Genomic DNA, 12,004 nt, shown 5'->3' with positions numbered 1-12,004 from the left:
CTTGCCATTGGCAATGATCAGGTTTAAAGTCAATACATTTTCAAGTGTAAAAAATTTTCAATAGCTTTATTTAGAATATTCGTTTCCGACAGGATCAGCGATCACATGTAAACAGTTATGATTATTTTTTAGAGTTGCTGAGAAGTTGTGTCGCAGAGTAACATTTTCGAGTAAGATGCCCACTCATAGCCCGCGCTGTAAACCTTATAAACTTAGAAGTGAATTTGTTAACCAAATAATTTAAAACTTAAAAATGAAAAAATTAAACCTGATTGTAGTCATAGGCTTACACCTGATTTTTACGGTATTGGCAAGTGCCCAGGAAGTAGATTCAAAAGAACTAACCATTGACAGGCTTTTTAATTCCCGGGAATTTTCTCAGGATTATCTGGGTCCCGTTACCTGGTTTGAACATGGAGAATCATATGTAAAATTAGAACCTAGTCAAGAAAACAGCATGGTGCGTGAGGTAGTCGCCTATAAAACTGTAAGTCAGGAACGAACTGTTTTGGCTTCTGTTGGTGACTTAACGCCTGAGGGAAGTGACAAGCCTCTTGCAATAGCTTCATTTCAATTTACCGCCGACCAAAATCGAATGATGATTTTTACAAATACTAAACGAGTTTGGAGAGCCAATACCAAGGGAGACTATTGGGTATTGGATTTAAAATCAAAGTCATTAAAGCAATTGGGCAAGAGCCTGCCGGCTTCTTCATTGATGTTTGCCAAATTCTCTCCCGATAATAAAAGCGTGGCTTATGTAAGTGAATTTAACGTGTACAAGGAAGACTTTGAAACAGGCAAAATAACTGCCCTCACCAAAGACGGTACACGAGACATGATCAATGGCACTTTCGACTGGGTTTATGAGGAAGAACTTTTTTGTAAAGACGGGTTTAGGTGGAGCCCTGACGGCAAGAAAATTGCTTTATGGCAGTTGGATGCATCTGAGATCAGGAATTTTTTCATGATTAATAATACTGATTCTGTTTATTCAAGAATTATTCCGGTTCAATACCCTAAAGTAGGTGAAGACCCTTCGGGTGCAAAAGTTGGAGCCGTTGATATGGCTACTCAAAAAATTACCTGGATGCGTATTCCCGGTGACCCAAAACAAAACTATTTACCGAGAATGCAGTGGGTAGGTGATCAACTCCTGGTACAACAAATGAACAGGAAGCAAAACGAACTTAAGGTGTATATCTGTGACCCTTCTTCAGGTGACTGCGAGTTGTCATATACTGAAAAGGATGATGCATGGGTCGATATCATGAATCTTGACCTCACAGCGAATTGGTCAATGTCTGATATGAAAATTGTAGGGAATTCCTTTTTGAGAGTTACTGAAAAGGATGGATGGAGACATGTGTATAAGGTTAAAATGGATGGCTCAGAAGAAAAGAACCTCACTGATTTTGAAGGTGATGTAGCCAGGTTTTACAACCTTGATGAAAAAGGCAAAAACCTTTATATTAATGCTTCTCCTGAAAATCCAACCCAGCGTTATTTATACCAGACTGCAGCTAATGGCAAAGGAAAACTCAAGCGTATTACCCATGAACAATATAACGGAGTAAATACCTATAACATTTCACCCAACAGTAAATATGCGATTCATTCTTATTCTAATGCAAATACGCCGGGAACAACCTATTTGATCAGTTTGCCAAGCCACGAAATTATCACCACCCTGGTAGATAACCAGAGGTTTAAAAAAAGTGTGGCGGCGCTGAATTTGCCCAAAGTGGAGTTCTTTACAGTGACCACATCCGAAGGCGTGGAAATAGATGGGAGGCTCATAAAACCTGTTGGTTTTGAACCGAATAAGAAATACCCCGTAATTTACTTTACCTATGGGGGCCCTGCTGGAGTGGAGGCAGATGATTCATGGAAATACAGGGGTATGTATCATTTTATGCTAGCACAAAAGGGATATGTCATCATTGTTATGGATGGCCGCGGCACCCCTAGTTTAAAAGGCAGCGATTGGAGAAAGGCAATTTTTAAACAGGTAGGTGTTCTCAATACACGCGATTTTGCGCTGGCTGTCAAGGAAACGCTGAAATGGGATTTCACAGACCCTGAAAGAACTGCTTACTGGGGCTGGAGTGCAGGAGGAAAAATGGCACTTAATCTTATTTTTCGATACCCTGATGTGATCAAAACTGCCATTTCTGTTGCTGCAGTATCAAGCGGACTTTTGTATGATAATGTATATACAGAAAGGTACATGGGATTAAAGTCTGAAAATTTGGAAAATTACCATTTGGCATCAGCGCTGAGCCAGGCTAAAAATTTGGAGGGCAATTTGTTGATTATCCATGGAACGGGAGATGATAATGTTCATTATCAAAATGCTGAAATGCTGATGAATGAATTGATCAAACACAACAAACAGTTTCGTATCATGCCTTACCCTAATCGTTCTCATGGCATATATGAAGGAGAAAACACAACCCGGCATTTATATACTCTAATGACAAATTATTTCCTGGAAATGAACCCGGTAGGAGCGAAATAATCATTGTATTGGTAATTAAGCCTTGAAAAAGGACTGCACTTAAATTTTGTCCGGGCTAGATATGGTAAACAGATCAGGTCGGATTTGGTTTAACGATCATAAATCAAGACATGGCGTCTTGTGAATTTGGATAAGCTAATTTTTTCCTAAAAATTTCTTTTGATTAATTGATCTTGGTCAATATAATTATTGACCGGGATCAGTTCGTTTTGAATTCAACAGAATAAAAAGCAAACCCGAATGAATTATCAAGAGACTGATAGAGCCCTGTCCGACACAGAATATATTTTCCAATAGAAGCAAACCATACAGAAAACCAGTAAGTATAAAGGTCATTCTCAAAAAGTGGTACAAGAAGCCTATAGAGACAGTATAAAAAAAGAATGAAAGATATAACCGCTCGAATCATATACATTTTTAGCATATCATATTGACCGTGATCATTTTATTTTTAATCTATATTATTTAAATTTCGATCAAGTTTATTACGGATCGAGATGGCTGATATTAGATTTAAAAGCAAAAATCAGAATGAAATTGAGTTTTCCAAAGAACTTAAAAGGCGGGTTCGTGCTTACTTTAAAGATTCAGGACGTTCGACGCACGGGGATAGCAGCATGTACTTTAAATCAATTATCATGCTCGGATTATATCTGATTCCCTTTGTTCTTATCATATTTGTAGTTCAATCTCAATGGACAGCTTTGATATTGGTTGTACTAATGGGTATTGGTGAGGCCGGAATAGGAATGTCGGTCATGCATGATGGCGCTCATGGGGCCTATTCAAATAAAAAATGGCTAAACACTTTGGCAGCATCAAGTATGTACTTATTGGGGAGCACCACGATCAACTGGAAGATCCAACATAATGTGAACCATCATACCTATACAAACATTTATAATTTTGATCCTGATATTTCAACAAAGGCAGTTATTCGTTTAAGCGACCATGCTCCCGTGAAGAGGTATCATCGATTTCAAAAGTACTATGCTTTTCCTCTTTACGGTTTGATGACCATACTAAAATTGTTTGGTGAGATCAATGTTTTTATACGCTATTACAGGGGAGGCCAGGTGAAAAAAATGAATGTCAGTCCTGAAAAGGAATTGACAAAATTGATTCTGATAAAAGTTATTTATCTGGCTGTTATTATTGGACTGCCCATTCTTTTTACAGATTTTTCTATAGGACAGATTTTAATTGGGTTTATGGTCATACATTTTGTGGCAGGGATGATCATGAGTACCATATTTCAGATGGCTCATGTAGTCATGGGCGTAGACCAGCCCCTTCCCGCCAATGGAATAATAACCTCAAAAAGATTGGTACACCAGCTTAAAACCACTTCAGATTTTGGAAAAAAAAGCGGTCTGCTCAGCTGGTATATGGGCGGTTTGGATTTTCAGGTAGAACACCATCTGTTTCCAAACATATGCCATATCCATTATGCGGCCATTGCTCCAATAGTTGAAAAAACCGCTTCAGAGTTTGGATTGAAGTATAATAACAATAACACATTTGCTCACGCCTTGGTATCCCATTTTAACAGATTGGGGCAATTGGGCCAATCTTTTGAGAAAGCCTAGTATTTAATGATGTCACCGGCTAATTCACAATATGCGGATAAGCCTTTTTCCGATTTTGAAACCTAAGAATATTATCTTTTACGATGTGGCCCTTATCAATATTTATGGCATTCTGAATGGTCTTGTTTTCTTTCCAGCTTTCCCTGTTGTTGATCACCGATGGAAGATGTACGATCAAGGCAGCAGAAATCGATCTCGAAGCACTTTCCCAGAAATAACTTGGGGTATGATCTACAGCATAGTAATCGATGTTATCAACCGATACAATTGGATTTTTAAAAGAGGTGGGGCTTGCAAAATAAAATCCCATTCCTTCATCACAACTCACATCAATAATTAAAGAACCTGGCTTTAGGTTCGATTTTTCATCTTCGTTAACATAATTGATCGGATCGTCAGTATCCTGATAGGTTCCGTTAATGATGATTTCAGATTCACTGATCAAATCCGACAGGGGGCGTTCTGACCCATCGTGCTCTACTACAATCAGCCGCGGCTCATTTCCTTTTCCTTTTCTAACCCTGGCATAGTGTGCATCAAGTACTTCTTCTCTTACTTCGTGATCTGGTCTTTGAATTAAGATCGTGATATCTCTGAAACCATGTGCTTTCAGGGCGTAAATGGCCCCTCTGCTCACTGCACCGAAACTAAAAATGATGACCTTCCTTTGATTTCCGTAATGGCCGTCAATTCCCTTTAACTGAAGGGCATGTATAACGGCACAATAGCCTGCCATTTCATTATTTTTGTAAAAGGTGTGTCTTCCCATTTGTCCTTTAGGATACCATACATACATGTCTTCAAAGGCAATCAGGGTCAATTTCCTGTCAATCGCTGTTTGCGTGACATCCATTTGCTGGGCGCAATGAGGATAACCCCACAAAATACCGCCCTCTTTCAATTCCTTCAGATCAGATAATAGTGGTTTGGCTATGATGGCTGCACCTATATCTGAGAGTATTTCATTTCGTGTAGCTATTCCTCCCGTTAGCGCACTGATTTCTTCATCAGCGATATTGAAAGGGGTCCCGTAACCTTTCTCGAAAATAAGTTGTCGGCGGATGTGCTCAGGAATTCTTTTTAAATGTTCGGGATGGATAGGAACGCGCCTTTCGTCTTCCTTTCTTGAGGTTCCGATAACTCCCATGGTCAATAAAGTCATATGCTTTTTTTTTATGTTGAAACGGATCGCAGATTAATGAAAAGGGCAAAGCGTAAGAATAAGATTACTGTGGAGGATTATTTTCAAGTATTCGGTCATTAATTGAATACCCATGTGTCATCAATCAAATAAAGGTTTAAAAAGAATTCCTAAACAAGTCGCAAGAATTGCGTGAAGAGATGATTAATTACAACGGATAAACAGTCCTGTGCAAAGATACCCTATTTTATTCACATAGGCTCGTTGTTACATCAAAGGATGCCACACCAAGAGTAGTACATAAATAATATAACAGAGAAAAGAAAACAAACAGAGGCATCTGCAAATACCCAAGTTCAATTAATCACGATCCTGTTAAACCCTTCATATGATTTCATAGAAATGACGAGATCTTTCCTGCTTATTCAGAAGGGTTTAAAAAGTTCAGAAAAAAGCGTAGTTATCCTTTATCAAGCATTTTGATTTGATAAATATTGAGTTAGTTTCACTTAACACTTAAGCCGATGTCTCCTTTACGATTTTGGTCGGAATCAGCCAGTTTAGCCAGCCTTTTTCCATCCCTTCAGCAGTGTCAACAGTGCTTTCTTCTACTTTTTCAAGATCCCAGCTTATAAAATTTTCGCCTTTTGAAGTAAGTCGGTAATAACCGGATCTTCTGACGCGCTCTATACATCCCTGAGCTAAAAGGAATTCAAGAGCCTCTTCAATTGAAGGCCTGTCGTTTTCTGAAAGATGGAATTTTTTTCGCGAATAGTTCCAGATACTATACTCGTTAAAATCTAGTTTTAGAAGTTGGGTAAATTTCAGTATCCGTGTACTGTTTCTAAGAGTAATTTCATTCATAGACTTGGGTTTTTGTATTGTTCTACTCAAATATACGTTATTATTCCTTGTAAATCAATGATATATGTCATTATTATCTCTTGCCAAGGTTTTGTATTATTGTATTTTGATGATTATTCAAGAACTAAGGATCAGGGATGGAAGAAGAAAAGTTTGAATTCAATAATTTTTATAATTTCAACCAAGTTCTTCTCACTTCTCCCTTCTCACTTCTTCCTTAAAACCGTATCTTTATCGAGATCATCCTTTGAATTTAATATGAACATTATGTCCAGACTTATTCCATTTGTTTTTTTACTGTGCTTTTTTACTACTTCGTATAGTCAATCTGAAATTTATGAACTTCGTGTTTATGAATTGGAATTTTTTAAACCGGCTAAGGTTTTACATGATTATTTTCAGCAAGCCCTTATTCCGGCCTTAAACCGTCAGGGGGTGAAGCCTGTAGGAGCTTTTGAAGAACTGGGTGAAGCCTTGCCAAAGAAAATATACCTGCTGATTCCATATGCAAGCATGCAGGCATACCAGGAGGTTGCTGACGCCCTCGAAAATGACAAACAATTTAAGCTGGATGCCAAACCTTATGCAGAGGCACCGCAAGAAGAAATACCGTTCAATCACATTGAATCTTCTTTTATCCGGTCCACTTCCGGATTCCCTAATTTGGTTAAACCCGCAGAAAACTCAACAGTATTCGAATTGCGTATTTACGAAAGCCATAATGAAGATGCACTTCGACGGAAAGTAAAAATGTTCAACGACAGTGAGTTTTCAATATTTGAAGACGTAGGGTTGCATACCGTCTTTTTCGGGGCGAATATTTCGGGCAGTCAAATGCCTTGTTTAACTTATTTGCTCGCGTTTAAAGACATGGAAGAGCATAAGGAGGCCTGGTCTAAATTTGGCCCTCATCCTGAGTGGCAGCGTATTATAAAACTTGATGAGTATGCAAATGCCATGAATGACATTACGCGGATATTTTTAAAACCCCTTGCCTATTCTCAACTGTAATCCAACAGACTTTAATAATAAGACAATGATGCCTTAGCTCAGGGATACAAATTTTGGAGGCCTATGTGTAGTCCAATGGATTTGACAAATGATCAGTTGTCTTGTTTCTTTTGAGAGCAGAAAATGATATGCCGGGTTTTAAAGGCAGTGTCGTAAGCATCAACAGGATGTATGGATGGGCGGTTATGGCAGGCGCTAAAACGCATCAGTATCATTGCCGTTGAGTTATAGGCAAACATCCGATCTGTATATAAAATACGCGTATTAATTCTTAATTTAATCATAACTTAGATAAAGTCAATTTGATGTAATACGGATATAATTTTTTAATAGATTTACTTTAATTAATGATTGAATTAGATTGGCAAAAGGGAGTCGGGAATCGACCTCGTGACAATCAAATCTGATCAGAATAGCAAGGTTGCTTATAATTTTTCATACATGATGAATATCCTTGATGGCGTTAAATCTGCCGAGATAAAAATCACAAAAGAGGTTCAGAACCTCAGTGATATGGTTAAAGATCATAGCCTGTCAATTGTAGACAGGATCGAATCATATGAAGACATCATTTCTCTTGAGATAGGTGATACTTCGCTTAACCGCGCGCGCAACCTCGAGCGGGAGCTGGATATACGTCAGTTATACATTAAGTACGAGGGTGAAAACCCTACAGGAACTCAAAAGGACCGTATTGCTTTCGCTCAGGTACACGATGCTTTTAGAAGGAACTACAGTGTTATTTCACTGGCAACCTGTGGCAATTATGGTGTAGCTGCTGCTTATGCTGCTCACCTTGCAGGTATTCATTGTAAAATATTTATTCCTGAGTCTTACCATACGGATCGCATAAAGGAGATGGAAAAATTTGATGCTGAAATAATAAGGCTACCCGGAACCTATGAAGACACAGTCACTGCGTCGAGTGAGCTTGCTATAAATAATGACTGGTATGATGCAAATCCCGGTGGTGCAAATACGGCCTTGCAGATAAAAGCTTATGCTGAAATTGCGAATGAAATTTATGATCAGTTGCGAGACGCCCCAAAGTACATTGCGTCACCAGTGTCAAACGGAACTTTGCTTGCAGGTGTATATCGCGGCTTTGTCAGTTTATACAAGCGCGGTAAAACTTCGAGAATCCCTATGTTTGCTGCAGGTTCGGCCGCTTATAAAAACCCGATTATATCATCTTTTAAGGCAGGCCTGGAAACCTGTAAAGACATTGACCCGAAACTGTTGAGAGAAACCATAATCAATGAACCATTGATCAACTGGCATAGTTTTGACGGAAATGAGGCCCTTTACGCCATTCGCCAATCGGGAGGGGAAGCGCATCATATCAGTGATAAAAAAATGAAAGACATGAGTTCATTTTTGCTGAAAAAGGAGGGATATAGAATCTTGCCTGCTTCCACTTCTGGTCTGATTGCATTTCTCAAGGTGCATGAAAAAGAAGAAATGCTCAGAGACAGGTATGTAGCAATTTTAACCGGTAAATATTAACTAATGAAAACAACGATTGATGGAAAGGCCCTCGTTTATTGTGACGGTGCTTTTAATACCCCGGAAGGCAAAACTGCACACGGGCTGGTAAGATTTACAGAAAGGTATGAGGTTGTCGGCGTTTTAGATCACAAATACGCGGGCAAGGATGCAGGTTTGGTGTTGGATGGCAGGAAAAACAATATTCAGGTTTTTAAAGATTTGGAAACAGCTTTGGAACAACTTGGTTCGAGTGATCAGCCTGAATCGCTGGTCATTGGTTTGGCTCCTGACGGAGGCCGCCTGCCGGTTGAAGCTAAAAGCACCATTAAACAGGCCCTGGAATTCGGTATGAATGTTGACAGTGGTTTACACGATTTTCTATACAGGGACGATGAATTAATGGCGCTCGCCGAAAAAAACAATTGTCGGGTTCGAGACGTCCGTCGGACTCCCGACCGGGACCAATTACATTTCTTTAGTGGTAAAATTGAGGAGGTTGATTGTTTGAAAATTGCCCTGTTAGGAACCGATTCTGCCATCGGGAAAAGAACTACTGCATGGATTTTAGTACATGCTTTCCGCGAGGCCGGATTAAAGGCTGAAATGGTAGGAACGGGTCAAACCGCCTGGATGCAGGGGGTAAAGTATTCTATGATTATGGATAGTTGTATCAATGATTTTGTCTCAGGTGAAATTGAACATGCTGTTCACGAAGCCTGGAAAAATGAGGCTCCTGACCTCATAGTGATAGAAGGACAGGGAAGTTTAATGAACCCGGCTTACCCCGGGGGTTTTGAAATCCTGGCTGCGGCCCGCCCGGATTATGTGATCGTTCAGCATGCCCCCAAACGTTATGAATACGATGGTTTTCCCGGATATGTATTGCATCCGATTAAAGAACAAATCAATGCCATTGAGATGATTTCTGGAAAAAAAGTCATTGCAATTACAGTAAATCATGAAGAAATGACAAAAGACGAAATTTTGCCCGCCTGCGAGGAATTAACTAAAGAAACCGGCTTGCCGGCATTTGATGTCCTCGAATATGGTGCCGATGAATTGGTTGAACTTTTAAAAGCACATTTAAAATGATTAACCTTGAATCATTCAAAGTTTTAAAGAAGCTTTCTGTAAACAATATTCACATTGAGCCAAGAAAAGTCAAGGCCTCTTATTGTGTTGAAAAATTTACAGGGGAAACATCCATATTTGAATTGATTTACTCGTATGAGCATCCCTACTTTCGTAAAACAGAGCCCGGTGATGTAAATTTGGCTTCTATGATGCTGGCTCAGGTGGCACTTAATTACGGCTTATTTTTTGAAACGATTGAGTTTGACGGCCTCTTCGATAAAACAGATCAACAGTTTCTTAAAGACATGATGGAAAACACCTCACGTGAAATCCTGACAAATAAACTGCTTGTTAAAAATGAATTTTTAAAGCCACCATTTGACAATTTACAACCTGCAAAGCGGGATAAATATACCCAGGCAAGATTATTTTTTAACAATACACAGTTTGGGAGTTTACGTCTTGAGAAGCAAGAAGCTGAAACCGATCTTAATAAATATGCCATTCTTAGCAGCGGTGGTAAAGACAGTTTGCTGTCTTATGGCATCATTAAAGAAATTGGTGAACCTTATCCGGTATTTATTAATGAAGCCGGAAGGCATTGGTTTACTGCAGTGAATTCTCATCGCTATTACAAAGAGATAGAACCACATACTGAAAAACCCTGGTGTAACAGTGATCGCCTGTTTAACTGGATGTTGAAACAACTTCCATTTATAAAAGAAAATTATGCCACGATCAGAGCCGATATTTATCCTGTCAGGTTGTGGACGGTCGCGGTTTTTCTTTTCGGCGTGTTGCCTGTCGCACGAAAAAAGGGTATTGGCAACATATTAATCGGAGATGAATACGACACGACTTTAAAAGGAAATCTTGAAGGGATCAGCCATTATAACGGCCTGTACGATCAAAGTAAATATTTTGACAATGCTTTAACCCGCTATTATAAGAATAAGGGTTGGGCCATATTTCAATATTCCCTGTTGCGAAGCCTGGGTGAACTATTGATCATGAAAACATTGATAAAACGTTATCCTGAATTACAAAAACACCAGGTTTCGTGTCATGCTGCTCATGAGATGAATGGAAGGATGTCGCCCTGTGGAAAATGTGAAAAATGCAGAAGAATTATTGGTATGGTCATGGCCTTGGATGAAAACCCGGAGGCTTGTGGTTACAGCGAAGTTCAGATCAGGGAAGGATTAAAAGCGCTGGCAAATAAATCGGTCAAACAAATAGGAAGCGACGCAGCTCAATTGTATTTTATGCTTCTTGAAAAAGGCTTGATCGAAAAAAATGAATTTACGCTCAAAGTGGCCCGGGAACACTCTGAAATATTGAAACTCAGATTCGATCACGAACGAAGCACGCTTGAAGATATGCCTTTACACATTCGAAAACCTTTGTTTACCATACTGGGCCGTTATGCCAATGGGGCAGTAGTAAGACAGGGGCAAAAATGGGTTGAGACCGAAATCAATAATGATTTTTTAACCGAAACAAAATATAAATTCGATGGACAAAACAACTAAATACCCCAAACATATGTGGGCGACCCTCACATGGCCCGAAATAGAAGAGCGTTTAAAAATAGTAGATACAGCAATCCTGCCCTGCGGTGCCATTGAACAACACGGCCCGCATCTACCGCTGGATGTTGATTTTTTTGATGCTGATTATATGGCAAAAAAAGTGGCTGAGGCATGCAATGATCCAAAACCCTTTGTACTTCCTACCATTCCTTATGGGGTTTCTTATCACCACAGTGATTTTAAAGGAACGATAGCAGTAACTAATAATGCATTGTCGGCACTGATCTATGATATCGGTATGAGCCTTGCCCATAACGGAATAAAAAAAATAGTCATTCTTAACGGCCATGGAGATAATGTTCCTACCTTAACCTACGCGGCACAAATGATCAATCGGGATGCAAAAATTTTTGTATGTGTCGAAACAGGAGAAACCAGTGATGTGGACCTGTATAATCTCATTGACACCCACAATGATATCCATGCCGGAGAAATCGAGACAAGCACGACACTGGCTATTCGTCCTGAATTGGTCGACATGGAGAAAGCAGTAGATGATACGCTCGATCTTGACAATGAGTACCTTGATTACACTTCAGACAGGGGAGTGAGCTGGTATGTCCATACAGAGCGGCTTACAGCGTCGGGCGTTATGGGTAATGCCAGAAAGGCCACGGCTGAAAAAGGCCATCAAATGTGGGATATTATGATTCGGAAAATGGCCGATTTTGTAGAAACTATTAAAAATACTCCATCAGATAAACTTTATCAAAACCGATACTAG

Annotated in this window: 10 protein-coding genes; 7 read left to right on the top strand and 3 right to left on the bottom strand. The window is 39.5% G+C overall.

The window, feature by feature from the left end:
- Window positions 1-253: 253 nt before the first annotated feature.
- Both AABB81_RS10765 and AABB81_RS10760 read left to right on the top strand, forming a co-directional pair.
- On the top strand, window positions 254-2,521 hold the full coding sequence (locus AABB81_RS10765; RefSeq protein WP_342160506.1) for a S9 family peptidase: 2,268 nt from the start codon (window positions 254-256) through the stop codon (window positions 2,519-2,521).
- A gap of 497 nt (window positions 2,522-3,018) precedes the next feature.
- The gene (locus tag AABB81_RS10760) at window positions 3,019-4,110 is read left to right on the top strand and encodes a fatty acid desaturase family protein (protein ID WP_342160505.1); all 1,092 of its coding nucleotides are present in this window, start codon (window positions 3,019-3,021) and stop codon (window positions 4,108-4,110) included.
- Between the two features lie 19 nt (window positions 4,111-4,129).
- On the opposite strand, the gene AABB81_RS10755 is transcribed toward AABB81_RS10760, so the two are convergent.
- Both AABB81_RS10755 and AABB81_RS10750 read right to left on the bottom strand, forming a co-directional pair.
- Window positions 4,130-5,272, bottom strand: coding sequence for a N(5)-(carboxyethyl)ornithine synthase (locus AABB81_RS10755; protein ID WP_342160504.1), 1,143 nt, complete (start codon window positions 5,270-5,272; stop codon window positions 4,130-4,132).
- A 495-nt stretch (window positions 5,273-5,767) separates the two neighbouring features.
- Window positions 5,768-6,115, bottom strand: a complete 348-nt coding sequence (locus AABB81_RS10750) for a hypothetical protein (protein ID WP_342160503.1) — start codon at window positions 6,113-6,115, stop codon at window positions 5,768-5,770.
- Between the two features lie 267 nt (window positions 6,116-6,382).
- Here AABB81_RS10750 and AABB81_RS10745 point away from each other — a divergent pair, with 267 nt between their 5' ends.
- The gene (locus tag AABB81_RS10745) at window positions 6,383-7,126 is read left to right on the top strand and encodes an NIPSNAP family protein (RefSeq protein WP_342160502.1); all 744 of its coding nucleotides are present in this window, start codon (window positions 6,383-6,385) and stop codon (window positions 7,124-7,126) included.
- A gap of 92 nt (window positions 7,127-7,218) precedes the next feature.
- Here the strand turns inward: AABB81_RS10745 and AABB81_RS10740 are convergent, their stop codons facing one another.
- Window positions 7,219-7,410 (bottom strand): hypothetical protein, encoded by a 192-nt coding sequence (locus AABB81_RS10740; protein WP_342160501.1) that lies wholly within the window; start codon window positions 7,408-7,410, stop codon window positions 7,219-7,221.
- Between the two features lie 157 nt (window positions 7,411-7,567).
- Between AABB81_RS10740 and AABB81_RS10735 the strand changes: the two genes are divergently transcribed.
- The 4 genes from AABB81_RS10735 to AABB81_RS10720 are packed head-to-tail and all read left to right on the top strand — an operon-like array spanning window position 7,568 to window position 12,004.
- On the top strand, window positions 7,568-8,632 hold the full coding sequence (locus AABB81_RS10735; protein WP_342160500.1) for a pyridoxal-phosphate dependent enzyme: 1,065 nt from the start codon (window positions 7,568-7,570) through the stop codon (window positions 8,630-8,632).
- A gap of 3 nt (window positions 8,633-8,635) precedes the next feature.
- The gene (locus AABB81_RS10730; protein ID WP_342160499.1) at window positions 8,636-9,706 is read left to right on the top strand and encodes an N-acetyltransferase DgcN family protein; all 1,071 of its coding nucleotides are present in this window, start codon (window positions 8,636-8,638) and stop codon (window positions 9,704-9,706) included.
- Window positions 9,703-11,220, top strand: a complete 1,518-nt coding sequence (locus AABB81_RS10725; protein WP_342160498.1) for a hypothetical protein — start codon at window positions 9,703-9,705, stop codon at window positions 11,218-11,220. Before AABB81_RS10730 ends, AABB81_RS10725 begins: the two co-directional genes overlap by 4 nt.
- On the top strand, window positions 11,204-12,004 hold the full coding sequence (locus AABB81_RS10720) for a creatininase family protein (RefSeq protein ID WP_342160497.1): 801 nt from the start codon (window positions 11,204-11,206) through the stop codon (window positions 12,002-12,004). Before AABB81_RS10725 ends, AABB81_RS10720 begins: the two co-directional genes overlap by 17 nt.

Origin of the sequence: Lutimonas vermicola, assembly GCF_038433205.1 — a bacterium.
Classification (GTDB): Bacteria; Bacteroidota; Bacteroidia; order Flavobacteriales; family Flavobacteriaceae; genus Lutimonas; species Lutimonas vermicola.
Note: the sequence above shows the minus strand (reverse complement) of the source record. Positions and strands in the feature narration are given on the sequence as shown.

Coding starts and splice junctions, on each gene's coding strand:
- AABB81_RS10760 (WP_342160505.1), top strand. CDS start 3,019: ATGGCTGATATTAGATTTAAAAGCAAAAATCAGAATGAAATTGAGTTT.
- AABB81_RS10730 (WP_342160499.1), top strand. CDS start 8,636: ATGAAAACAACGATTGATGGAAAGGCCCTCGTTTATTGTGACGGTGCT.
- AABB81_RS10750 (WP_342160503.1), bottom strand. CDS start 6,115: ATGAATGAAATTACTCTTAGAAACAGTACACGGATACTGAAATTTACC.
- AABB81_RS10740 (WP_342160501.1), bottom strand. CDS start 7,410: ATGATTAAATTAAGAATTAATACGCGTATTTTATATACAGATCGGATG.
- AABB81_RS10755 (WP_342160504.1), bottom strand. CDS start 5,272: ATGACTTTATTGACCATGGGAGTTATCGGAACCTCAAGAAAGGAAGAC.
- AABB81_RS10745 (WP_342160502.1), top strand. CDS start 6,383: ATGTCCAGACTTATTCCATTTGTTTTTTTACTGTGCTTTTTTACTACT.
- AABB81_RS10735 (WP_342160500.1), top strand. CDS start 7,568: ATGATGAATATCCTTGATGGCGTTAAATCTGCCGAGATAAAAATCACA.
- AABB81_RS10720 (WP_342160497.1), top strand. CDS start 11,204: ATGGACAAAACAACTAAATACCCCAAACATATGTGGGCGACCCTCACA.
- AABB81_RS10725 (WP_342160498.1), top strand. CDS start 9,703: ATGATTAACCTTGAATCATTCAAAGTTTTAAAGAAGCTTTCTGTAAAC.
- AABB81_RS10765 (WP_342160506.1), top strand. CDS start 254: ATGAAAAAATTAAACCTGATTGTAGTCATAGGCTTACACCTGATTTTT.